20 protein-coding genes are annotated in these 22,635 nt (G+C 53.6%); 4 read left to right on the forward strand and 16 right to left on the reverse strand.

The window, feature by feature from the left end:
- Nucleotide 1: 1 nt before the first annotated feature.
- The 6 genes from trpC to DW091_RS13630 form a co-directional block, all read right to left on the reverse strand.
- Nucleotides 2-787: an indole-3-glycerol phosphate synthase TrpC gene (gene trpC, locus DW091_RS13605; protein ID WP_118518418.1), complete on the reverse strand. Its 786-nt coding sequence runs from the start codon at nt 785-787 to the stop codon at nt 2-4.
- A gap of 2 nt (nt 788-789) precedes the next feature.
- Nucleotides 790-1,800, reverse strand: a complete 1,011-nt coding sequence (gene trpD, locus DW091_RS13610) for an anthranilate phosphoribosyltransferase (RefSeq protein WP_118518419.1) — start codon at nt 1,798-1,800, stop codon at nt 790-792.
- The gene (locus DW091_RS13615; RefSeq protein WP_118518420.1) at nt 1,797-2,378 is read right to left on the reverse strand and encodes an aminodeoxychorismate/anthranilate synthase component II; all 582 of its coding nucleotides are present in this window, start codon (nt 2,376-2,378) and stop codon (nt 1,797-1,799) included. The genes trpD and DW091_RS13615 overlap by 4 nt, the downstream gene beginning before the upstream one ends.
- On the reverse strand, nt 2,378-3,844 hold the full coding sequence (gene trpE, locus DW091_RS13620; protein WP_118518421.1) for an anthranilate synthase component I: 1,467 nt from the start codon (nt 3,842-3,844) through the stop codon (nt 2,378-2,380). Before trpE ends, DW091_RS13615 begins: the two co-directional genes overlap by 1 nt.
- Nucleotides 3,845-4,441: 597 nt before the next feature.
- Nucleotides 4,442-4,936: a hypothetical protein gene (locus DW091_RS13625; protein WP_118518422.1), complete on the reverse strand. Its 495-nt coding sequence runs from the start codon at nt 4,934-4,936 to the stop codon at nt 4,442-4,444.
- Nucleotides 4,937-4,961: 25 nt separating this feature from the next.
- Entirely contained in the window at nt 4,962-5,555 is a 594-nt protein-coding gene (locus DW091_RS13630; RefSeq protein WP_118518423.1) for a hypothetical protein, read from the reverse strand.
- An 89-nt stretch (nt 5,556-5,644) separates the two neighbouring features.
- Here DW091_RS13630 and DW091_RS13635 point away from each other — a divergent pair, with 89 nt between their 5' ends.
- Nucleotides 5,645-6,190 (forward strand): phosphatase PAP2 family protein, encoded by a 546-nt coding sequence (locus DW091_RS13635; RefSeq protein WP_118518424.1) that lies wholly within the window; start codon nt 5,645-5,647, stop codon nt 6,188-6,190.
- Here DW091_RS13635 and DW091_RS13640 read toward each other — a convergent pair.
- A complete protein-coding gene (locus DW091_RS13640) occupies nt 6,174-6,695 on the reverse strand; it encodes a GDSL-type esterase/lipase family protein (protein WP_118518425.1) in 522 nt (173 codons plus the stop codon). The two genes, DW091_RS13635 and DW091_RS13640, sit on opposite strands and share 17 nt — an antisense overlap.
- Nucleotides 6,696-6,958: 263 nt before the next feature.
- Between DW091_RS13640 and DW091_RS13645 the strand changes: the two genes are divergently transcribed.
- Both DW091_RS13645 and DW091_RS13650 read left to right on the forward strand, forming a co-directional pair.
- The gene (locus DW091_RS13645; RefSeq protein ID WP_074616076.1) at nt 6,959-7,399 is read left to right on the forward strand and encodes a LytTR family DNA-binding domain-containing protein; all 441 of its coding nucleotides are present in this window, start codon (nt 6,959-6,961) and stop codon (nt 7,397-7,399) included.
- Nucleotides 7,400-7,409: 10 nt separating this feature from the next.
- Nucleotides 7,410-7,865, forward strand: a complete 456-nt coding sequence (locus DW091_RS13650) for a DUF3021 domain-containing protein (protein ID WP_096919451.1) — start codon at nt 7,410-7,412, stop codon at nt 7,863-7,865.
- A 185-nt stretch (nt 7,866-8,050) separates the two neighbouring features.
- On the opposite strand, the gene DW091_RS13655 is transcribed toward DW091_RS13650, so the two are convergent.
- On the reverse strand, nt 8,051-9,475 hold the full coding sequence (locus DW091_RS13655; protein WP_118518426.1) for an ATP-binding protein: 1,425 nt from the start codon (nt 9,473-9,475) through the stop codon (nt 8,051-8,053).
- A gap of 210 nt (nt 9,476-9,685) precedes the next feature.
- Between DW091_RS13655 and DW091_RS13660 the strand changes: the two genes are divergently transcribed.
- Nucleotides 9,686-10,834 carry a 1-deoxy-D-xylulose-5-phosphate reductoisomerase gene (locus tag DW091_RS13660; protein WP_118518463.1) on the forward strand — a complete coding sequence of 383 codons (1,149 nt, stop codon included), beginning with the start codon at nt 9,686-9,688 and terminating at the stop codon, nt 10,832-10,834.
- A gap of 294 nt (nt 10,835-11,128) precedes the next feature.
- Here the strand turns inward: DW091_RS13660 and DW091_RS13665 are convergent, their stop codons facing one another.
- The 8 genes from DW091_RS13665 to DW091_RS13700 form a co-directional block, all read right to left on the reverse strand.
- A complete protein-coding gene (locus DW091_RS13665; RefSeq protein ID WP_118518427.1) occupies nt 11,129-14,278 on the reverse strand; it encodes a transporter substrate-binding domain-containing protein in 3,150 nt (1,049 codons plus the stop codon).
- A 227-nt stretch (nt 14,279-14,505) separates the two neighbouring features.
- Nucleotides 14,506-14,817 carry a hypothetical protein gene (locus tag DW091_RS13670; protein WP_058694946.1) on the reverse strand — a complete coding sequence of 104 codons (312 nt, stop codon included), beginning with the start codon at nt 14,815-14,817 and terminating at the stop codon, nt 14,506-14,508.
- 219 nt (nt 14,818-15,036) lie between these two features.
- Nucleotides 15,037-16,833 (reverse strand): YfjI family protein, encoded by a 1,797-nt coding sequence (locus tag DW091_RS13675; RefSeq protein ID WP_118518428.1) that lies wholly within the window; start codon nt 16,831-16,833, stop codon nt 15,037-15,039.
- Nucleotides 16,834-16,982: 149 nt separating this feature from the next.
- Entirely contained in the window at nt 16,983-17,828 is an 846-nt protein-coding gene (locus DW091_RS13680; protein WP_118518429.1) for a 4Fe-4S binding protein, read from the reverse strand.
- 45 nt (nt 17,829-17,873) lie between these two features.
- Entirely contained in the window at nt 17,874-18,806 is a 933-nt protein-coding gene (locus tag DW091_RS13685; protein ID WP_118518430.1) for a radical SAM protein, read from the reverse strand.
- A gap of 543 nt (nt 18,807-19,349) precedes the next feature.
- Nucleotides 19,350-21,110, reverse strand: coding sequence for an ATP-binding protein (locus tag DW091_RS13690; protein ID WP_074616088.1), 1,761 nt, complete (start codon nt 21,108-21,110; stop codon nt 19,350-19,352).
- Nucleotides 21,107-21,808 (reverse strand): response regulator transcription factor, encoded by a 702-nt coding sequence (locus DW091_RS13695; protein WP_058694952.1) that lies wholly within the window; start codon nt 21,806-21,808, stop codon nt 21,107-21,109. Before DW091_RS13695 ends, DW091_RS13690 begins: the two co-directional genes overlap by 4 nt.
- A 354-nt stretch (nt 21,809-22,162) precedes the next feature.
- The gene (locus tag DW091_RS13700) at nt 22,163-22,633 is read right to left on the reverse strand and encodes a hypothetical protein (protein WP_118518431.1); all 471 of its coding nucleotides are present in this window, start codon (nt 22,631-22,633) and stop codon (nt 22,163-22,165) included.
- Nucleotides 22,634-22,635: the final 2 nt, after the last annotated feature.

Genomic DNA, 22,635 nt, shown 5'->3' on the forward strand with positions numbered 1-22,635 from the left:
GCTAAACACGCTTTCCCCGAAGCCTTGCCAGCGCCTCCGCCTTGCGGCTGCTGCGCATCAGGGCTTCGCCGATAAGCACTGCGTCTGTTCCGTTTTTCCTGAGTGCATCGATGTCTTCAGGCGTTTTGATGCCGCTTTCCGAGACAAAGATAACAGATTCTGGCGCCAGCTGCCTGAGCCGCTTGCTGTTTTCGATATCAACCTCAAAGGTTTTAAGGTTCCGGTTGTTGACGCCGATCACCCGGGCGCCGGCTTTCAGCGCTGAGCGAAGCTCTGTCTCATCGTGAGCCTCCACCAGCGCTGTGAGGCCCAGTGTGTCGGCAATCCGGAGGTATTCCTCTAAGGTTTGTGTATCGAGAAGTGCACAGATCAGCAGGACTGCGTCTGCGCCGATAATTCTGGCCTCGTAAATCTGGTAGGCATCAATGGTAAAATCCTTTCGGATAACCGGGATGCTCACCGCTCTCCTGACAGCGCTCAGATAGTCGTCGCTGCCTAAAAAATATTCGGGCTCTGTGAGGACTGAGATGGCGTCTGCGCCGGCGGCCTCATAATCTCTGGCAATGTGCACATAGGGAAAGTCTGGTGCGATAAGCCCCTTTGAGGGCGATGCTTTCTTGACCTCACAGATAAAAGCGATATCTTCCTTTTTCAGAGCCGCCTCAAAGCAAAAGGGCTTCTCCGGCGCCATTGACAGCGCTTCTTCCCTTACCGCTTCCAGGGGCTTTCCTGCCTTTAACCGGTCAACCCGCGCCCTGGTGCTGGCCGCTAATTTATCTAATATCATCTTTACACCTCATGGGACAAAGCGACGAACCGGTTCAGCTGTTCCATGGCTTTTCCGCTGTCAATGAGGTTTTGGGCATAGCGCACACATTCCCGGAGGGTCATCTGATTATAGGTCATATACAGGCAGACCGCAGCGTTTAAGAGCACCACATCGCGCTTGGGACCGTGAACGCCGCTCAGGATCTCCCGGGCGATCTCAGCATTTTCCTGAGGGTCGCCGCCCACCAGCGCTTCCTTTGCGCAGCGTGTCAGGCCCAGCTGCTCCGGTGAGAGGAAAAAGCTGTTAAGCTGGCCGTCGTTTATCTCACAGATGGTGGTGGTGTCGCACAGGGTAATCTCGTCCAGGCCGTCGTGTCCGTGGACTACCATTCCCCGCTTAACGCCCAGATTTGAGAGCACTCTGGCAAGGGGCTCTACCAGATTCTCGTCATAGACGCCCAACAGCTGCATATTCGCGCCGGCCGGATTCGCTAAAGGCCCCAGTATATTAAAAATGGTACGCACCGCGATTTCTCTGCGGACTGGGCCTGCATATTTCATAGAAGCGTGATAAACCGGCGCAAACATGAAGCAGATTCCTGCCTCCCTCAACATCCGCGCATTCTGCACTGCATTCAGATCAATTTTAACGCCCAGGGCTTCCAGACAGTCCGCGGCGCCGCATTTGCTGGAAACACTCCGGTTCCCGTGCTTGGCGACTGGCACCCCGCCGGCTGAGACGACAATGCCGGAGACCGTAGAGATGTTAAAGGTGTTGGCTTCATCGCCTCCGGTGCCCACGATTTCGAGAACGTCCATCCCTGGGTCAAGCTTTGTGCATTTTTCGCGCATCACCGTGGCGCAGGCTGTGATCTCCTCAATGGTCTCGCCTTTCATCCGCATCGCTGTGAGGAAGGCGCCGATCTGGGCGTTGGTGGCTTTTCCCTCCATAATCTGGTTAAAAGCCTCCCTGGTAGCGTCCAGATCAAGGTCCTGTCCGTTTAAAACCGTATAGATTGCATCCTGTATCATTGTGCTTTACCTCCCAGCGCTAAAAAATTCTCGATAATACGGTTTCCCTTTGGCGTCAATATGGATTCGGGGTGGAACTGGAGCCCGTACATATCAAAGTCCCGGTGCTTAACGCCCATGACTTCGTTGGCATTATCCTCAGCGATGATGAGCAGCTCGTCGGGCAGGCTGCTCCGGTTTACGGCCAGAGAATGATAGCGGGCCGCGTCCATAATAGGCGGCAGACCTTTAAACAGCTGGCTTCCATTGGCAATGTGGATACTGCTCTTTTTCCCGTGGATCAGCTCGCTGGCGTAGGTGATTTCTGCACCAAAGGCCTCACAGATGGCCTGATGCCCCAGGCACACGCCTAAAACCGGAAGCTTACCCGCAAAGCGTCGGACCACCGCCTCGCAGACGCCAGCGTCGGCAGGCCGTCCGGGGCCTGGCGACAGAATGATATGGGATGGGTCCAGCGCCTCGATTTCGTCCAGACTCAGGACATCGTTCCGGATGACTTTCAAGTCAGGATTTACGCTGCCAACCTGCTGCACCAGATTGTATGAAAAGCTGTCGTAGTTATCAATGATTAATATCATCAGTCCATTACCTCCACCGATTGTTTTACCGCTTCAACCACAGCCATGGCCTTGTTGATGCTCTCCTGGTATTCCTTCTCAGGGTCACTGTCTGCGACCACACCGCCGCCCGATTGGACATAGACCAGACCGTTTTTCTTGACGGCTGTCCGGATAGCAATGCAGACATCCATATTGCCAGTAAAATCAATATAGCCGATGGCGCCGCCGTAAATACCGCGCCGTATTCCCTCCATCTCATTGATGATCTCGCATGCTCTTATCTTGGGCGCTCCTGAGAGTGTGCCCGCGGGGAGCACTGCCGCTACCGCGTCAAGCTGGTCCATATTTTCTCTCAGCTGCCCGGTTACAACGGAAGTGATGTGCATAACATGGGAATACTTCTGGATTTTTAAATATTCCTGCACCTTAACGCTGCCGTACCGGCTTACCCTGCCGAGATCGTTCCGTCCAAGGTCTACCAGCATATTGTGCTCTGCCAGCTCCTTCGGGTCTTTGAGCAGGCGCTCCTCAAGCTCGGCATCCTCTCCGCTGGTTACGCCCCTCGGGCTGGTGCCCGCTATGGGGAAGGTCGAGAGCTCGCCGTCCTGAAGCTTTACCAGTGTCTCAGGGGACGCGCCGGCGATTTCGAGGTCGTCACACGCGATATAGTACATATAGGGGGAGGGATTGATGGTCCTCAGCACGCGGTAGGTATTAAACAGGCTTCCCTCCATCTCGGCGGTCAGACGGTTGGAGGGCACTGCCTGAAAAATATCACCCTCGCGGATATAACTTTTGGTTTTCTCCACGATCTCGCAGTAGGCTTCCCGGTCAAAATGGGGCTTGAAATCACTGAGCAGCCTCGGTTTCTCTCTGCTCTCCGGGACATCGCTTCGAATCAGGCTTACCAGATAACTCAGCTCCCTGACAGCGTGATTGTAGTTCACCGCCAGATGATCAGTTTTGATGGTGACCATGATCACAATTTTCTGCCGCAGCTGGTCAAAGGCAATGACCTTTTCAAACAGCATAAGGTCCAGATCGTTAAAGCCTGCGCTGTCGTCACCGTCAAAGCGCAGGGCCGGCTCGCTGTATTTCAGATAGTCGTAGGAAAAATAGCCGACAAAGCCGCCGGTAAAGGGTGGCAACCCGGCCACCTTAGGGCTTCTGTACTCAGACAGGATGCGCCTTATTTCCTGTCCCGGATCATCGGTCTCTACCCTGACCGAAGTGCCATTTTTGATTTCCATGAGTCCGTTCTTGCACTTCACCTCGACCACTGGGTCGAAGCCGAGGAAGGAGTACCGCCCCCACTTCTCAACCCCCTCGACGCTTTCCAGCAGATAGCAGCGCGCGCTGATGCTCTTTAATATTTTCAGCACCTGAATCGGTGTCTTGATGTCCGCAAAGATCTCGCAGCTGACAGGAAAGGCCGCGTAACCCTCTGATTGTCTCTGTACTGTTTCTAATGATGGTATTTTCATAGGATACTCCTTCTAAGTAATGATCACAAAACATTGCTGAAATAGCAATCCAGAATGGTGAATTTCACCAATGTTTTGCGTTCGTTTTGTTACCGGGGTAACCGCTAACGCTCCTTTACCCCTGCCAATTTTTTTAAAAATTGGACAAAACGTCAAAAAACACTCGCCCTGAAATAAACGCTGATATGTTTATTAAAGGACGAGTGCTGTAAATTCTATGAAAACACCCGCGGTGCCACCTTTATTCACGAGACGCAAAAAAGATCCCATGCTCTTTGCAGCGGTCCATCAACCGCCTCTTCAATAACGCAGAAGGTGCGTCGCAGAGTAATGGGAGCTTTCGCTCTGTTCACTGCGCCCTCGGTGATCCATTTAACAGGCTGCGTTCTGCCAGGCTCTCAGCATTCCCGGCTCTCTGTAAGTGCACGAACTGTTTTTATCTTCACGTCAATGGTTTTTAAGGCAAGTATTCAGTTGTTGTTTTAATTGTGCTTTATTTTAGCACTCAAGATTTAGGCTGTCAAGCTTTTATGAGTTAAAGTTTTTGTTCTTTTTTTAGAGCAATCTAATTTTCAGGCTTTAATCCCCTTACCAAACTCAGTCATAATGATAATAAGCTTCGTACAAGCTGCATTTTTTGATTTCTCCACGGTGGAAGGTGCCGGTCAGAAAAACACCTGGCGTCTCTCTTTTTTCATCTGTTTCATAGAGATAAAGCGTATCGCCGTCGATTTCATAGTAACGCTCGGTCCGTTCAGGATACGCTTCACGCATTCCGGACTGGTACAGATCGCTGTAGGATTCGTCACTGGCATAGCCCGAAGCGCCGGTGACGGTAAAAATCAGGTGGTTATCAGCGATGGCGTAGGTGCCGGAAGGGCCATAACCATAATAATCGTGCTCGCCAAACACAAAATTCCTGACAGCATCATATTTTCCAACATCATTAAATTTAATTTCCAGACTCTCCACTGGCAGTTCCCCGGCGTTATCCTCATGCCAGGCGCCAACTAACAGTGATTTCTCGGGCGCGCAGCCTGGCAGCAGGGCCAGAAGGCCCACCATTACCATAATTAGCATTACTCGTTTCATTTCAGCCTGCCTCCTCTCCATACCCTTATCGCACAAACGTATATATTCCATTGACCATACTGCCCTTCTCAACATTTACTTTTTTGCTCATAATGTAGAGCTTATTGCCCAGCAACTTATAGCAAAATTCGCGATTATCCATTCTTCTGGCATAGTTTGTCAGGGCCAGTCCCTCGTCAAATTTACCGGGAGGCGCGTCGATCAGAGGCTTCTTCTCCCAATCGTCTGACCCTGTCATCTGCTTTTCATAAAACGCAGTCGCATCCTTGTCAATAAACAGGGCTTCCTCAGACGGCAGGTAGGATATTCGGCTTAATTTCAGATAGCCGGAGTCGGGGTTGCTGCCGTAGCTACCTTCAAAGGACAAAACTTTGTAGTGCCCGTCTACATTAACGCCCCGTCCGTCTGAAAAAGTTCCGTCGTCGTTGAACATAATCTGATGATTCTGCATATCCCCCTCTATTGGACAGGTCTTCTCAAAATATTCTTCCTTCCACCCGCCTGTAATATCGCCCCCCTGTCCGCATCCGATAAAAACAAAGCAGACAGACAGCACCGCCATTCCAATCAACAGCTTTTTCATCTGGCTCACCCCTTCCTTTTCTTCATTATAGCACATTTGAAAACGAATAGCATTCTGCTTTTAATGAAAATTAATCCATTTTCAGGTATAATGTGCTTTACGATATAAGGAGAAGACACCACTCTATGAAAAACATCACGAAATATGATCTTAAGATACTAAAAAAAATACAGAAAAACCTCTGCTCGCCAGCGCTTGACAAGGTGATGATCGGGGCCACAAAGCTCGGGACTGCCGGCGCTGTCTGGATTGGCATTGGCGGGCTGATGATGCTCTCAAAAAAATACCGCCGCTGCGGCTTTACGCTCGCAGCAGCGGTATCCTTTGATGTTGCCGCCAACAATATTCTGGTTAAAAACATTTTCCACCGCGCGCGGCCCTGTGACGTTGACCACACCGTTTTGCTGAAAATCCGGCGTCCTTTCGGCGCTTCCTTTCCCTCTGGCCATACGCTGACCTCTGTGACTGCCGCCACTGTCCTGACACTGAACAAAAAATCCTTTGGCCTTGGGGCCATTCCGCTGGCCGCACTCATCAGCTTTTCCAGAATGTACCTTTTTGTCCACTATCCCTCTGATATTGCGGCGGCTACCGCTCTGGGGATCGGGCTGGGCTCTGCGGCCTATGCCCTTGAGAAAAAAGCTCTGCCAGCCCCTAAAGAAGGGGCTTAAGCCTGTCTGCCCACAGCGCGTAAGCCGGCTCTGTCAGGTGTACGCCGTCGATGGTGTACTCTGGCAGCAGCTCGCCGTTTTCTGTCAGGACATCCCACAGATCGACGCATTTGGCATCGTATTTTTTTGAAAGCTTTTCAATTTCCCGGTTAAGGGCTGCCACCCGGCTGTTGTCAAAAACAAAAAAAAGCTTCTCGGGGTTACAGGGCAGCGCCTTGTGCACATAGATGGCGCTTTCAGGCGAGAGCGTCCTGATTTTCTCAAGCACAGCATCGTAGTTACGGGCGATAAAGTCCGTGCTCTCCCCGGTGATGATGTCGTTCACCCCGACCATTAAAAAGATTTTTCCTGGTTTTTTCTCCAGGCTTCTGCCAATGCGCATGAGCACGCCCTCTGTGGTGTCGCCGCCCATGCCCCGGTTGATGACCGCTTTTCCAAACAGGGCGTCCCAGTCACCGTATTCGATCAGGCTGTCGCCGATCATTAATATTTCATCCCTTTTCATTTCTCACCTCAGAATCCATTATCCGCGGCGCTGCCGCTATACAGTATGACAAAAAACCCAGCAGACGAAGCCTTTTGCCTAAGGAAGAAAAAAGCAGCCTGCGCAGCACCGCCGCTGTTAAAAGTTTACCCCACCCTCTGCCTGCCGTCAACCTGCCACTTAGCTTCTGTTTACGACCACTTAGCGAAAAAGCCTTGCGTCCGGCCTGGTTTCGCGTATAATTAAATCAACCGTTAACGGAAACACCAAGGAGGCTTCTCAAAATGGATGTTGAAATAAAAATAGACCCCGGACTGCAAAAAACCCGGGTAATTATCTGCACAAATGCCCTGACCGCTGAAATCACTGACCTGGCTGAGCGCCTTTCGGCCGACCACCCCAGCATGATCACCGCGATCTCCGGCGACCGGATTTATCTGCTGGACAAAAAGGAGATTTTCCGTTTTTATACGGAGGATCAGAAAACCTTTGTCCGGTGCGCACAGCAGACTTACCGGGTAAAGCTAAGGCTTTACGTGCTGGAGGAAATGCTTTCGGGCGGCAGCTTTGTCCGGATTTCCAACTCTGAGATTGTCAATTTCAGCCATGTCAAAAACCTGGACACCAGTATCAGCGGCACCATCAGCCTGCGGATGACCAACGGGGACAAAACCTATGTGTCAAGGCGCTATGTCTCCAAAATCAAAAAATACTTAGGATTGTGAGGTACTTAAAATGACTGTAAGAAAAGCACTGGGCTTCGGACTTCTGGGCATCCCCATCGGCATTGCCATCTCCACAACCATCGCACTGGCGATTTCTCTGGTCTTTGGCAGCTACTCGCCGGTATCCCTCCCGCTCATCGACCGGATGGGCGGCCTGATGAACGCGGTTCTGTTCCAATACCTGGCCAGCGCGGCCCTTGGTTTTATCTGCGGGTTCGGGTCTGCCATCTGGGCAGTGGAGCGCTGGAGCCTTCTGCGGAAAACGGTGATTCATTTTCTGCTGTTGAGTTTCACGCTGCTGCCTGTCTCCATTGCCTGCCGCTGGGTAAGCCCCCATTTCATCAGCATTCTGATCTATTTTGGGATTTTCGCGGCGCTTTACCTGATCATCTGGATTGTCCAATACCTGATTATCCGGCACAAAATTTCTAAAATGAACGACCGCCTTTATGAAAAAAGGCCCTAAACGTGTTATAATAGAGGCATCTACTTTATCGAAATGAGGTGTTGAAATGAAAGTGGCATCCTTTGTGCTCAGCATTGTGGCACTGGCGGCGGGCACTACCGGCCTGGTTCTCAGCTGTGTGGCCCTTGGAAAATCTAAATAACAAAAAACACGCAGGCTGGCCCTGAGGCTGTCTGCGTGTTTTTTTATTTTCTGGAATAAACCGTAATCCCGTTAAACAGATAGACATCCGAGGTGATCATGGCGTAATCCATAAGGGCCGGATCAAAGGGGTTGGCGGTAAAGACGCCGTGTGTCCAGTCGTAGTCCTTAAAGACCTTGAACTCTCTGATATCGCTGCAGTTTTCCACAAAATCATCATAGGCTTCCATGGTATAGGGCTTGTTGCTATACAGACAGTCGCCTAAAAAGATGCGCTTGCGCTGTTCGTCTACTGCTACAATGTCAACAGTTTCATCGTTTTTGTTCCAAAATGTGCCGATGCGGTCGATTTTAAAGGGGATTCCTCCCTGCTTGCAGGCCGCGGCAAAAATCTCCTTACAGGCTGTTTTAAACCAGAATTGTATATAGCCTGGAAAAGCGCGCTTGATAGCTTCAAAGATCTGAAGCTCCTGGCCTGCTTCCAGGTGTTCTTTATTCTCAAAAATGAAGGTGTACCAGAAGTCCATAAAGGGATCGGAAAAATAGTACTGAACCTTACGGTTGGATGGGCCGGCCTTTTTCTCCGTAATGGGCACTCTGGCCTCCAGGTAGCCCAGGGCCGCCAGGTTGCTCAGGCAGTGGTTCACTGCGCCTGGCTTCATCTCCAGATACCTGGCGATATCGGCCGGGCGGTGGTAATTGTCGGCAACGGCCTTTAAGACCGCGTTGTAGTAAGCTGGTTCCCAGACATCCCGCTCGATCAGGTTCATGGGCTCCTCATATAAAAAGCTGTTTTGGCCCAGCATATCCTCTCGGACCACGCCCATGTAATCGATGGTCTTCTCACAGGCGGCAAAAAATTCCCAGTATTTGGGGACGCCCCCCGCGATGGCGTACAGGGTCATCAGCTGGTTAAAATCCTGATGGGGGTAGTCCTTGATCATCTCCACAAAGCTGATGGGCTTAAGCTTAAGCTGGGTGGTCACGCAGCTGATGAGGGTGTTGCTCTTACTCTCCAGATTGACTAAGAGGCTGTTGTTGGGCATTACCACGATCAGCATCACGGACGCCTGTTTGAAGTACCGCTCCCAGGCGTATTTTAAATCTCTGGCAAAGGAAGGGTCCGCCAGCATCAGATAAGCGACATTGTCGATGACCAGTACCTTTCTGGAGGTCTCTACCCGCTCGGCAAAGGCCTTGAAAATTTCCTTCCAGCCTGGCAGCTTCGCCGATGAGCTGAGGGTTTCTCCGCAATATTCTGCAAAAGTTTTAAGGAAGCGCCGTCGGCTTAAAACATCAACCTCTTCTTTCGCGGTAAAGTAAAACGCCCGCTTGCCTTTCAGAAAATGACGGATAAGGGCGGTTTTTCCCACACGGCGCCGTCCGTTCACCATGACAAAGGCATTTTTACTGGTATACGCGTTTTCAAGAAGCTGAAGCTCCTGCTTTCTGCCTATAAAAGGTCTCATATTCGATGCCTCCTAACAAAAAATTATCCTATGATAATTATACGCTTAAACCTGCGGAGGTTCAAGATTTTTATGGACTCTGGCGACATTTTAAGCGAAACACAAGCAATTCAGACTTACTTAGCAGGATGAAATTTACATCTTTTTTACTAAGCAGGGCCGCATTATGATATAATAAAGAGGTAAATAATGATTATTCGAGGTGACACGATGAAAAATATCAGTATCATAGGCTCTACGGGGTCCATTGGCACACAGGCCCTGTCGGTGGTGGACGAATTTCCCGAAGCGCTGAACGTTGTCAGTATTTCCTGTTTTAATGAGATTGACGCCATGGAGGAACAGATTCGCAAATACCAGCCTGAGCTGGTGGGCGTTATGGACCCGGACGCTGCTTTTAACCTGAGAAAGCGCATCCAGGCCGAGTTCCCGGATATCGAGGTGCTCTCCGGCATGGAGGGGCTTATTGCTGTGGCGACCTGCGATTCGACGGAAATGCTGCTGACTGCCGTCTCCGGCATGGTCGGCCTGCGGCCAACACTGGCCGCCATCGAGGCCGGGATCGACATCGCCCTGGCCAACAAGGAAACCCTGGTGGCAGGCGGCTCCATTGTCATGGAGGCTGTGGCGAAGAAGGGCGTGGCCCTGCTGCCAGTGGACAGCGAGCACTCCGCCATTTTCCAGTGCCTTATGGGCAACAAACACGAGGAGCTGAAAAAGGTCATCATCACAGCCTCCGGCGGCCCCTTCCGCGGAAAAGACCGCGCTTATCTGGAGCAAGTGACCCTGGCCCAGGCGCTGAAGCATCCCAGCTGGTCCATGGGGCCAAAGATCACCATCGACTCCGCCACCCTGATGAACAAAGGGCTGGAGGTGATCGAGGCAAAATGGCTCTTTGACCTGGAGCTTGACCAGATCGACGTGGTGGTTCATCCCCAGAGCATTATCCACTCCATGGTTGAGTACAAGGACCGCGCGGTCATGGCTCAGCTTGGCCTGCCGGATATGGCCCTGCCCATCCAGATCGCTTTCTTCTACCCTGGCCGTGTCGAGAACACCAAGCCTTCTCTGGACCTCGCTGAGGCGGGCATCCTCACCTTTGAGAAGCCCGATAAGGACACCTTCCGCTGTCTGGCGCTGGCTTACGAAGCGCTGGCGGCCGGCGGTTCCATGCCCGCCGCCCTCAACGCCGCCAACGAGATTGCGGTCGCCCGTTTCCTGAGGGAGGAAATCGCCTTCCTGGATATTCCGAGAATCAACGAGGCGGTCATGCACCAGCATGTGCCGGTTAAGACCCCGACCCTCGAGGATATCCTGGATGTGGACGAATGGGCCAGAACCGTCGCCAAAAGCCTGTAAACTTTATAAAAAGCCCTGTCCCGCAGCCAGATGATGCTGTGAGACAGGGCTTTTGTTTTTACCGGGTGGATGACGCTAGAGCAGGCCCTCGCCCTGGATAAAGGACAGCCGCTGGCCAGCGGCTTGGTTCAAAAGCGACATTTGCGTCATTTTAATACATTTTATTCTGAATCCTTTGTTACCAATGCTTTTCATAAAAACAAAAACAGATACGTCGAAACGGCGTACCTGTTTAGATTGTCAAAAAGGCCGGGCTTGGCCACTTCCCTGACCGTCCGCCTTGCCGCCTTCTGCCTAATCGGGCTGAATGGCGGCCCGGATTTTCTCATAGAGGACGCTAACGTCCAAGGGCTTGGAGATATGGCCATTCATACCGCTCTCCAGACTTTTGTTTACGTCGTCGGTAAAGGCGTTGGCGGTCATTGCAAAAATGGGAACAGTGGCGCTGTCGGGCCGGCCCAGGGCGCGGATGCGGCGGGTGGCCTCATGACCGTCCATTACCGGCATCTGGATATCCATCAGGATAAGATCGTAGCAGCCGACAGCCGCGGCTGCAAATTTGTTTAATGCTTCCTGACCGTCGACGGCGGTATCCACAGTGGCCCCGGTCACGCTGAGCAGCTCACAGGCGATCTCACGGTTGATTTCATTATCCTCTGCCAGCAGGATGCGGTATCCGCTGAAATCCCAGCTTTTTTCGGCTTCTTGCCCTCCACGTTCCGGTTCGCCGGCGGCAAGGGCCTCTGCGATGTTGGACGGGAACAGCGGCCTCAGGATCACTCCTGTCGCGCCTGCGGCGGCGGCTTCTTTTTTCAGCCCGGTCATCCGGCTGGTGGTCAGGAGATAAAGGCCGGCTTCGTCTCCTATCAGGGCTCTCATACCTCTCACAGTCTCAAGGGCCTCTGCGTTTTGAAGCCGTCCGTCCACAAAATACAGCGTATAGGCTTTCCCCTGGAGGGCCAGCGCTCTGGCTTTTTCCAGACTGCTCACAGTGTCGGTCTGAATCCCGAGACTTTCCAGGACCAGGGCAATATGCCTGCCCACTTCTGATTCTCTGGCCAGGACCAGGGCGCTCATGCCCTGGCTGTCAAAGGCGGGCTGGGGCTGGCCGGGATTGCCAAAGGGCAGCTCGATGCAAAAGGTGCTCCCCAGTCCCTCCTCGCTGGCCACATTCACGGTGCCGCCCATGGCCTCGGTAAAATTGCGGACGATGGAGAGGCCGAGACCGGTGCCGCCGTAGTTGGCGGTAATATCTGCGTCTGCCTGCTCGAAGGACTCAAAAATATGGTCGACATTCTCTCTGGCAATGCCACAGCCGGTGTCGGTAACCTCGAAGCTGAGCCAGATGGCCTCGTCGCCTTTGGAAAGCGCGCTTACCCGGAGCTCGACCCTGCCGCCCTCCGGCGTAAATTTGCAGGCGTTGGAGAGCAGGTTGCCCACGATCTGCCGGAGGCGCAGCGGGTCGCCGGTCAGTTTCTCGGGCACGCTGCCCACCAGCAGGGTTTCGAATTGTATGTTTTTTTCCTCGGCCTGCCCGTAGTATGTATCGCAGATTTCACCGAGAACCTCTCTGAAGTCGAAGAGGACGTGGCGGAACTCGACCTTTCCACTCTCGATCTTGGACATGTCCAGGATATCGTTGATCAGGGACAGCAGGTGTTTTGAGGAGGCCTCGACCTTCTCGAGACACTCGGCGGTCTTTTCCCGGTCATCCACATTCTGCTGCGCGATGGCGGTCATGCCCATGATGCCGTTCATGGGGGTCCGGATTTCGTGGCTCATGCGGGAAAGGAAATCGGACTTGGCTTTACTGGTTTCCACAGCCTTTTCCAGCTCGATCCGCATGACTTTTTCCTTGGTATGGTAAAAATTGAACAGCAGCAGTACGGCCGCTGCCAGGGCGATAATGCCCACACAAATGCTGATAAACAGCACAGGATTGCCGTAGAGCAGGGATTTAAGGCTTACGCTTCCCTCCCGGATGGACAGGCTGTTCTGCAGGCGGATGGTCTCCCGCTCCTCATCGGACAGGTTGTTGATGGCTTTGCTGAGTACGGAGTATAAGGGCACGTTGACGGGGTCTGACAGGGCAAGTGTCAGCTCCTCGGGCGCGTTCATATCCGCTACCAGATAGATGTTGGGGTAATAGTTCTGAGCGTACAAGTCTTCCATAAAGGCGGCGGGAATGGTGGTGTAGTCTGCTTCGCCGCGGTCCACTGCCTCCATGCACGCTTCATAATTTTGATAGTAGCGGACGCTGTCCTTTTCGCTGGCTGGCTTGTTGTCCATACTCTCTGGCAGCGCCATAACCTGGCCGGTCCCGGTCTCGGCGGACTGCTTGTTTCGGAGCATGACGGTATCCAGGGTCGCGAAGCGGGCTGTCCGCACAAGCCCCATGCTGGCGGCGGAGTAGTCGCCGTTGGTGAACCAGCTGGCAATATCCGCCTTACCGGTCTGCACCAGCTCTAAAAGCTCCTTGTAGCTGTCGCCGTATACATACTCAAAGGTGAGGCCGGTGCGTTTGGTGATCAGCTCCAGGCAGCTGGGAATAATGCCGACATACGCGCCGTTCTCCTCATAGTGCAGGGGATACTTGTCCCGGATCACGGACACCCGGATGGGGCCGCTCTGCTCGATAAAGCGCCGCTCTCCCTCGGTAAAGGTGATGGCGTTCACGTAGGAATCGGGAAAGTATTTCTCGTAAACTTCTTTCGCGAAGTTCGGATTGGCGGCGTAGATGGCCTCCATGGCTGCTGAGAGCTCGTCGCACAGCCCGGGCTCGCTCTTGGCGGTCACGATGTAGTAGGGCTCGGTGTCGAACTTGGCGGCCACATTGTACCCGTCCTTCATGTAGACCTCGCTGCCCAGCATCAGATCGACCCGGTCGGTTTCAAGGCACTTCTCGTATTCCCTCACGTTGTCATAGGACACCAGCTCACAGCTCAGACTGTTGAAATCCAGATATTTTTGAAGCCGCTCAATTTTGGCGGTGGCCATTTTATACACGCCGATGCGCTTTCCGTTGAGGGTGCTGCTGTCAAAGCTCCGGATGGACTCGTCGTTGTTGCGGTAGATCAGCAGGGAGTTGTTGGAGCCCATGATATACTTGGGAAAATTGTAAGCTTCGGTGTAGCCCTCCACCTTGTACATGCCGCCCATGAGATCGTATTTCCCCTCGACAAATTCGTCATACAGGCTGTCGGCATTGCCGGTGACAAACTCATACTTCCAGCCGGTATATTTGGCGATTTCCTGTAGCCAGTCGTACACACAGCCCCCGTAGGTGCCGTCTTCATATACCTCGTTGATCCCCTTGCTCTCAGGAAAGGCGACCCGCAGGACCCGCTGCTCTTCCCCGGCGGCGCTTACGGCCGGGCAGAGACCCGACATCAGCAGCACTGCGGTGAGGCATGCTGCCAGTAACTTTTTCCATTTTCTTCTCATCGCTTCCCCCTCGTCCTATTATCAAAGAATCGGCTTTCTATGTTTGGCATAACGTTAACATTTATATTTTAACATATGAAGCGCGGCATGACTACTTTTTTCTATGGCCAAACCGGCGTGGCCATCTTGACATAAAAAAACAGGTGCGCCGTTTCAGCGTACCTGCTCGGGGTGTTGTGTTGTTTTGTCATGATGTGTCGTTTCGGCGCATCATCTCCGCGCCTTTTTTATTTTTCGTCCGGGGCGTCGAAGCGGAAGCGGTCGTCCTTTTCGGCGTTCACATCGTCGCCGGGCTCTGAGTCGAGCTTTGCGCCGAAGAAAACTTCGTCCTCACGTTCACGCTCGTCCTCGGATTTCTCCTCGCGCTGCTCTGCTTTTTTCTCCTCGGTGGCACCGACGGGCGCTCCAAAGCGGAAGGCGTCGTCCTCCTCGGTATTGACATCAGCATCGCGCTGGTCCTGGTTGACCTTTGCGCCAAAAAATATTTCATCGTCGCGTTCGCGCGCGTCCTTTTCCGGTGTGCTGTTCTGATTTTTCATGGTAAATTCTCCTTTCGGTCTGTTATTTCTCTATTTACCCGAAAGGGGCGGCTTTAACCGGGCGGGCGCCAAAAGCTTAACAGGACGCTCAAAACTTCATAACGCAAAATCCCAAAATGCGCCCATGCGTTATGAAAAAGCGCTAGAACCCGCAAGGACAGGCAGTTTGCGGGGCATCCCATCTCATAACGCATATAAAACGCATGGCCGGGGCTGTTTTCAGGCGGGGCGGTCCTTTGACTGGGCGATCCATCTGGGATTGACCATGTATTTGTAGAAAACACGCTTGCCGCTCTGCTCCCTCTCGATTTTCAGATAACCATAATCCACCAGGATATTCAGAAAGACTTCTGCGTCCGCGCCTTTTTTAAAGCTCTGGTTTTTTAAACTCCGGGCGACCTCGTAGGCGGTAAAGGCTTTCCAGTCTTGTTGATCAAGGGCTTTAAGCAGCGCTACGGCTCTCTTCATGTTTTTATCCGAGCCCATGATCTGGTGGGCGTGGCGGGCGTGGTCGATGTAGTAACTCCAGGCCAGCTCGCAGGCTTCCTTCATCACAAAATAGTCTACGGGCATTTCTCCTGCCTCCTTTCGGTAGGTGGCCACATGCATGAGTCCGGCCAGGCGCAGCACCTGGCCGGGCAGCTTGGAGGTCCACTCCTTCAGGTTGGCGAGATCGCCGTTGTTCCGTTCATCGGCTGCTTTTCTAAAGCCTGTGAACAGGTCGGCGGCGTCTTCGCTCAGGGTCAGTATTTCGTAGGCATCCTCCTCTGCCAGGGCAATCAGTTCCTCCAGCAGGTCGTCATAGCGTTTTTTTATTTCTGGATCGAGCTTTGGCGCGCCCTCAATTTTGCGTCTGCCCAGCTTGCTCTCGGGCAGACTGAACAGGAAGCGGGCGGGCAGGCCCCTTTCCAGCAGGGTTCTGTTTTTGACGACCTGGTCCAGCACATCGGGCTGAACCATGAGGTTCATGGTCAGGCGGGGATCATTGATATACTCTCCGGGGCGGCCGACCCGGTCTACGATGATGGCCTCTCCCGAATAGGCCTGAAGGTAGTTGGTAAAATTGGGCTGGCTGTCGTAAAGGCCCGCAATGTTGGAAAACACTGCACCCTCGGCGGAAATAATGCTGATCCGTCCCTTATTCTCCTGGAGCAGGCCTGCCAGCTTCTGGGCGGTAACGTCGTTGGCCACCAGCCTGGGCGGCGCGGATTTCTCCAGCGCTTTGATCTCACGCAGCTTATCCTCCATTTCGACGAGCTTGATCTCCCGCGGCCCGCCCTTAAGGCTGCTGCACTCCCTGCGCATGGCCTCGTAGGCGCTGCGGGCCATGTCGAGGCGCACTTCTATCTCAATGGCCTTGTCGGCATAGTCGCTGAAAAGTTTGGTCTGGTGTTTAAACAGGGGATTAGTTACGGCCTTCACGAGGTGGCTCTTTCCCTCTCCTGGGCGGGCTACTCCCAGGACAAAAAGGCACAGGGGCTCCTCCCATCCTGGCTCTGGGCTGATGCCGTAGCGCCCCTGCAAAAGGGCGGCCAGAGTACCCAGCATGGCGGTACCGGCCAGATCGGCGGACATCTCCATGGCTTCGGACAGGTTCTTGCAATACTCAAAAAGCGCGATGGGCAGGTTCTCCATGGGGAATCTGGGAAGGGTGGTGTTTTCCTCCAGAGGGCGCAAAGGCTTATAGCCGTCCTCTTTGGCCTGGGCCTGTTTTAAGGCTGCGAGTATTTGCTCGTATTCTTCATTTTTCAGCTCACGGCGTTCTCCCTCATAGCAGATTTCCGCCGGAAAATCCTCGGTGGCGGCCTCTCCGTAGCAGCAGTGGGTTTCGCCGTTCTCGTCCACTTCCTCAATGATGGGCGTGCTGACAACTCTTCTGGGCGGCCTCAGGGTGATGCCGTTCTTATTTTGCCACTGCTGGCGTTCTTCCTCATCATCGTCGATCATCACCACTTCCAGCGCCTCGGGCGGCATCTGCGTTGTTTCCAGGTTCGTGTCTTTTTCATCCATGTTCATCTTTATTTCCTCTCTCTCAAACGCGCCAGGGTATGTGCGTTATATGCGTTATGTGTTTTGGCAGGCCGAAAACCGCCTGTTCATGCGGATTTCAGCTCTTTTTCATAACGCAGGCGCCTTTTTTTGAAAATTGCGTTATGAAAAAGGGGCTATCTTTTTGGCCCGGACGGCCGGCTGGCCTCACAGGGGACTGCGGTCTGGCATTTGCCGCAGCCGTATCGTGGTGAAAACAGCTCACGCGTGTGGTCTAAAAAGGCGGCGCAGGGCGGATGCGCCTTGCCGCCCTCCTGTGTGATGGCCCCTGCCGGACAGCGTTTGACGCAGGCGCCGCACTGGGTACAGTGTTCGTACACTTCTGTGTAGGGCCTCGGGGTAGGCGCGGCCGCCAAGGTCGTGATGACGCTGAAAAAACGTCCGGCCATTCCCTTTTCGGTGATAATCCCCCTGGAGAGGCCAAAGCTGCCCAGCCCACAGGCGTAGGCGGTGTGCCGCTCGGACCAGTTGCTGGTAAAGGCCAGGCCGCCGGGCACCTCTGGGCCGTCCGCGTCGGACCAGGACTGAAAGCGCGGGTCCAGCATGGGGGCGTTCACGGCGCCGCCGCTGCTCCTGAGCGCGTCCATCAGGGCTTCGCAGAGGAGGCCCTGAATCAACTGCTGGCCCTCGATACGGCCGATGAGCCACTCCGGACTCGGCAGACGCTTATCCGCGCGGTTGGAGGCCCGCACAGCCTCCGTATAGGCCAGAAAGACGGACACTACACTCTGGGCGCCGGGCAGCCAGTCCTCTGGCAGCAGGTAGTGGGGCCCCACCACGCCGGGCTCCCTGAAACGCCTGAACAGCGGATCATCCGCCGCGGCCACGCCCACCAGGGCCTGATCATAGAGCCTGAGCCCCTCTGGCCCGGCATGGGGCGCCCCGGTCTCACAGCTCCGCTCATTGAGACCGCTGTGCTGCAGTAAATCGTCTATCAGGGCTTTGATTTCCTTGGCTTCCATTTTTTATTCCTCCTTGGGTTATGTTTTTCAGCAGCGCTTTCTTCTTTACTTAAGCTGGCGGGCCACTGCGCGGCAGAGATCGCAGGGTGAAAAATAATCCCCGGCGCTCACCTCAATCCCGGCCTCTCTGGCGGCGGCGGTCAGGCCGCTGAGGCCCCGCTCAAGCAGGGCGCGCATGAGGGGCTGGCCCATGGGATTATAGCCTTTTAGTATTTCTGCCATGGGCTTTTGGTGCAGATTCCCGATGGTAAAGCCGCACACCCGCACGCTGCCGTTCGGGTCCACCACCAGGGCTGTGGGGGCGTCGAGGCGCTCGGTGTATGGGGCGGTACCGCACTGAAAGCCGGTATCCAGCGGCGTCCTCTGAAAATAATCGGAGCGGTAAATCCTGGCGTTTCCACCCGGGAAAACGCGGTTTCCCTCCCCCACAGGCAGGCGCAGGGGCTCGAACCGGCTGAGGCAGGCGCTGGTCTTCACATCATCGGGATCGCCGCTCCCGGGGCCTTTGATCCACGCGGGGTGCAGCGCGGTAACGCTGCCCAGCCCGGCCTGGCACAGGGCGCGGGCAAAGCTGTACTGCTCTGCCAGGGGCAGATACTCGGTGTGGAAGGCGTCCACGGATAAAAGGATTTCATTGACGCCGCTGGCTTCCAGCTGGTCTGCCGTGTGTTCCCGAAGTGCCTTGTCGTGGGTAAAGCAGCCGCTGGTGACCAGCTGGCGCCTGGGGATGCCGAGCGCCTCTGCCCGCTGGTGTACAGCGCAGACAGTGGGCACACACAGCAGGGGCTCGCCGCCAATGGTCAGCACTGATTCCAGAGCGCTGAGGCTGGCCGCGGCCTCCAGGGCCGCGACGGCTGCCCCGGGCGGCAGTTCCCCGGCCACCCGGTCCGCCCCTAGGGAGCAGTGGGCACACTGGCTCCGGCAGCGGTGCGTCACGCTGAATTCAATCCGCTTTACATTTTTTAAATAGGGATTCATGTTAGCCTCCTCCCACGCCTGTTCCTCAGGCCCTCATCATGGCTTTTCCCGGGCTTCCGCGGCCATACGCGGCCATAAAAGTATAAGAATTTTTATCCAATCTAATAATTTATTATATTCATTATAGCACCCAATCCTGCTCTGGTAAAGCTTTATTTGAATTGATATTTTTTTAACTTTCCACCCTGCCCCAAGCCACCCAGCGGCAATAAAAAAGATGACGTGCCAAAACAGCGCGTCATCAGATCGTGTCAACAAACTTTAATGCTAAGAGGTAAAGAGCTAGATAGTGGAGCGTGGATCGTTCGGATAATACTTGAATGGAGAATGTAGAATTGAGAATTGAGAATTACAGGAACAAAACGCTGACGCGTTTTGACGAGATGCGGCCGCAGGCCGCAATTTAATCGCTTGACCCATAGCGAAAGCGTTCCAACATTCTCCATTCTCAATTTTCAATTTTCCATTGATATCGCTCAAACCTTTCTCTTTCCCTCCCATAGCCGACTTTGCCAACAGCCTGAAAGAGTCCGGAGGCTCTTTCTAAAGGGCTTCGCAGTTTTTGGGCAGGGTCACCTTAAAGGTGGTGCCAATCCCTACCGAGCTGGTCACCTCGATGGCGCCCCGGTTATTCTGGACAATGTGTTTGACAATGGCCAGGCCCAGGCCGGTGCCGCCGTTTTCCTTGGAGCGGCTCTTATCCACGCGGTAAAAGCGCTCGAAGATTCTCGGAATATCCTCCTCGGGAATGCCGCAGCCCGTATCCTCTACCAGAATGCAGAAATGCGCGCCGTTTTCGTAGACCGACACGTCCACCCTGCCGCCCTCGTCGGTGTATTTGATGGCATTGTCCACCAGGTTGATCATCATCTGCCTGAAATCGTCGGGATTGATAATAACGCTGATGTCGCCCTCCTTCTGATAGCGCAGATCAATGCGCTTGGACTCGGCAGTCATCTTGAGCATATCAAAGATGCGCAGAATTTCCTGGTTCACGCCGATGACCTCGCGCTTGTCCTCCCCGCTGCGCTGGTTGTTTTCCAGGTGGGAGAGAATCAGAATATCGTTAACCAGGCGGGTCAGCCGCTCACTCTCATCGGCGATGATGCTGTAAAAGCGGCTCAGGGTGGCCTCGTCGGTGATGTGGTTTTCCTGAATGGTCTCGATGAAGCCCCGGATGGTAGTGATGGGGGTTTTGAGCTCGTGGGACACATTGGCCACAAAGTCGCGGCGGATATTTTCCAGCCCCTTAATCATGGTAATATCCTCTAAAATAATGATATTGCCGTTGTAGGTCTGGTCGCCCTTGTCCAGCATCTGGGAGCTTGTGACCTTGTAGATGCGGTCCTCGATGCGGGTTTCGTAATCCAGCCACCCGTCCTCGGTCTCTGCCAGCTTGTCCTGAAGCTCATACACAAAGGGGTCCCGGTAAACCTCCAGAATGCTCTTCCCTTTTATCTCCTTTTTCAGATCGATCTTAAAAATCCCCCGGGCCGTATCGTTGATCAGAATGATCTTGTTGTCCCGGTCCACGGCGATGATTCCCTGGTTCATGCTGGACAGCACTGAGGAAAGCTCAATATTCTTGCGGTTGATCTTGCTGAAGGAGGCGTCCAGCTGCTCGGCCATGGTGTTCAGGGAGTCGACCAGATCGCCGATTTTATCGTCCCGCAGCATGGTAAGCTTTGTCTTATAATCGCCCCGGGCAATCTTTCTGGCGAAAATGGTCACCTCGTCCAGGGGTCTTGTCTCGTTGCTTAAAAGGAAGGCAAAAATCACAATGGCGATAAGGATACTGGCCAGGGCCACAAAGATCAGGTTGTTGATAATGCTGTAGCTCACATCCTCCATGACGTCGAGGGGCACCGCGATCCTGACAATATGGGTTATCTGCCCATCCTGATAGTATGGCGCTGCCAGGTAGAGCATGTTCTTCATGATGGTGTCAGAGTAGCGCACCGAGGTGGTGGGCGTCCCCTTCATGGCGCCCTGAACCTCGGGCCGGCTCAGGTGGTTATCCAGGGAGCCAATGCCGCTCAGGGACTCAAACAGGACGTTCCCCTCCACATCGATGATGTTAATGCGCTGGTTGGTGCTGGTGGCGTAGTGCTCCAGACCGGAGACGTCGCCCGTCCGGATGTAGCCGGGCATCAAATCCTCAACAATATACTCGCTGTTGCTTTTCAGGTTTCTCTCAGTGGATTCATAGTAGGCGTTTTTGAAGATCACATAGGAGAAAACGCCCGAAAAGGCTGTGACCAGCACGATCAGGATGGAAAAGACAATGGTGATGCGCTTTTTCATTGACCGCTTTCCAGATTTTCCACCAGGCGGTAGCCCACGCCGCGCACAGTCTCAATGTATTTTTCCTGGTCGTCCTCAATCTTTTTCCGCAGGTAGCGGATGTGGACATCCACTGTCCGGGTCTCGCCATAATACTCATAGCCCCAGATTTCATCCAGCAGCTGATCCCGGGTCAGCACCTTGTTCTTATTGTTGGCCAGATACAGAAGCAGCTCGTACTCCTTCAGGGTCAGCGACAGTTTCTTACCGTTTTTATACACCTCGAAAGAGCCTGGCAGAATGCGCAGGCTGCCCACTGCGATCTCCTCCGCGTCTGAGCTTTTGATCATCTCTGTCCGCCGCAGCACAGCCTTCACCCGGGCATAGAGCTCCTTCACGCTGAAGGGCTTGGTCATATAATCGTCCGCGCCCATCTCCAGACCAAGGACTTTGTCGAACTCCTCGCTCTTGGCGGTGAGCATAATGACTGGAATATAAGACAGGTTCTTATCCGCCCGCACCTCGCGGCAGATGGTGAGCCCGTCCTTGCCCGGCAGCATTAAATCCAGAATGATCAGATCCGGCCGGATATCCACGATTTTCTCAACCGCGCCGGCCCCCTCATGGACCCCTGCCACCTCAAAGCCCTGGGCTTCCAGATTGAATTTAATCAGCTCATATATATTAAGTTCATCTTCTATAATCAGGATTTTTTTCATTTTCGCTCCAATCTTCACTCACTTTTAACATAATCCGTAACATAATATGATTATAGCATATGTTGTGTTAAAGGCATGTAAAATCTGGATTAAATTTAGTTTATTAAAAAATGAGCGGCTGCCGCACTAAAAAGAGGCAGACTGCCGCCCGCAGATACCAAAGGCGCGATGCCGCTTTTAAGTCAATGGATTGTACAAAAAAGCTGTCCGAAGATTAAAACAACGGTCGGGTCGATTTCACAAACGACTTCTGAAAGTTGTCGTTTGTGCATAAGAGAGACCGTTTTTAATCCGCGGACAGCGCCAAGCTGCATCCAGCTTTCGCAATCCTTTGACCTTCCCCCAGCTTACCCGTCACTCCCCAAGCTCCCGGAAATGCTGTCCGTGAATCCCGATATGCCCAATCCCCAAAATCACCACAAACACGACCATCCAGAAAACCCTTCCGTAGATCCCCAAAAGCAAAAACGAAAACACCGGCAGCGTTGCCCCCGCCAAGGGCACACCGCAAAACCCCGAGTAAAAATCCTTAAGCTTCCGCCCGCTCCTAAAATACCGGACCCAGTAGCCCTCATACAGCAGCATCAGCGCAAAGGACAGTGCCAGCCACAGGCTCCAGGGCGTCAGGGGGCGGAGGTTAAAGTCTGTAAAGATCAGGGCACAGCAGCTCACCCCCACCTGCCCGATGCGCTCGCACCACAGCAGCAGCTTATTCTCATTTCCAAAATCATAGCCCTCGGGCTGATTTCGTGTCCAGATCAGGTTGGGGATAAACAGCATCAGCAGATACAGCGCGCCGATGTATGAAAATCCAAAATGGCCCATTT

The sequence above is a fragment of the Eubacterium sp. AM05-23 genome (genome assembly GCF_003477535.1).
In the GTDB taxonomy this organism is placed as follows: domain Bacteria; phylum Bacillota; class Clostridia; order Eubacteriales; family Eubacteriaceae; genus Eubacterium; species Eubacterium maltosivorans.

What these genes read in the sequence shown, in the direction of transcription:
- DW091_RS13630 (WP_118518423.1), bottom strand. Translation starts at nt 5,555, where the DNA reads ATGTGCTATAATGAAGAAAAGGAAGGGGTGAGCCAGATGAAAAAGCTG.
- DW091_RS13695 (WP_058694952.1), bottom strand. Translation starts at nt 21,808, where the DNA reads ATGAAAAAAATCCTGATTATAGAAGATGAACTTAATATATATGAGCTG.
- DW091_RS13660 (WP_118518463.1), top strand. Translation starts at nt 9,686, where the DNA reads ATGAAAAATATCAGTATCATAGGCTCTACGGGGTCCATTGGCACACAG.
- DW091_RS13650 (WP_096919451.1), top strand. Translation starts at nt 7,410, where the DNA reads ATGACTGTAAGAAAAGCACTGGGCTTCGGACTTCTGGGCATCCCCATC.
- DW091_RS13625 (WP_118518422.1), bottom strand. Translation starts at nt 4,936, where the DNA reads ATGAAACGAGTAATGCTAATTATGGTAATGGTGGGCCTTCTGGCCCTG.
- DW091_RS13615 (WP_118518420.1), bottom strand. Translation starts at nt 2,378, where the DNA reads ATGATATTAATCATTGATAACTACGACAGCTTTTCATACAATCTGGTG.
- DW091_RS13675 (WP_118518428.1), bottom strand. Translation starts at nt 16,833, where the DNA reads ATGAACATGGATGAAAAAGACACGAACCTGGAAACAACGCAGATGCCG.
- DW091_RS13700 (WP_118518431.1), bottom strand. Translation starts at nt 22,633, where the DNA reads ATGGGCCATTTTGGATTTTCATACATCGGCGCGCTGTATCTGCTGATG.
- DW091_RS13685 (WP_118518430.1), bottom strand. Translation starts at nt 18,806, where the DNA reads ATGAATCCCTATTTAAAAAATGTAAAGCGGATTGAATTCAGCGTGACG.
- DW091_RS13670 (WP_058694946.1), bottom strand. Translation starts at nt 14,817, where the DNA reads ATGAAAAATCAGAACAGCACACCGGAAAAGGACGCGCGCGAACGCGAC.
- trpC (WP_118518418.1), bottom strand. Translation starts at nt 787, where the DNA reads ATGATATTAGATAAATTAGCGGCCAGCACCAGGGCGCGGGTTGACCGG.
- DW091_RS13635 (WP_118518424.1), top strand. Translation starts at nt 5,645, where the DNA reads ATGAAAAACATCACGAAATATGATCTTAAGATACTAAAAAAAATACAG.
- DW091_RS13680 (WP_118518429.1), bottom strand. Translation starts at nt 17,828, where the DNA reads ATGGAAGCCAAGGAAATCAAAGCCCTGATAGACGATTTACTGCAGCAC.
- DW091_RS13655 (WP_118518426.1), bottom strand. Translation starts at nt 9,475, where the DNA reads ATGAGACCTTTTATAGGCAGAAAGCAGGAGCTTCAGCTTCTTGAAAAC.
- DW091_RS13665 (WP_118518427.1), bottom strand. Translation starts at nt 14,278, where the DNA reads ATGAGAAGAAAATGGAAAAAGTTACTGGCAGCATGCCTCACCGCAGTG.
- DW091_RS13640 (WP_118518425.1), bottom strand. Translation starts at nt 6,695, where the DNA reads ATGAAAAGGGATGAAATATTAATGATCGGCGACAGCCTGATCGAATAC.
- trpD (WP_118518419.1), bottom strand. Translation starts at nt 1,800, where the DNA reads ATGATACAGGATGCAATCTATACGGTTTTAAACGGACAGGACCTTGAT.
- DW091_RS13645 (WP_074616076.1), top strand. Translation starts at nt 6,959, where the DNA reads ATGGATGTTGAAATAAAAATAGACCCCGGACTGCAAAAAACCCGGGTA.
- trpE (WP_118518421.1), bottom strand. Translation starts at nt 3,844, where the DNA reads ATGAAAATACCATCATTAGAAACAGTACAGAGACAATCAGAGGGTTAC.
- DW091_RS13690 (WP_074616088.1), bottom strand. Translation starts at nt 21,110, where the DNA reads ATGAAAAAGCGCATCACCATTGTCTTTTCCATCCTGATCGTGCTGGTC.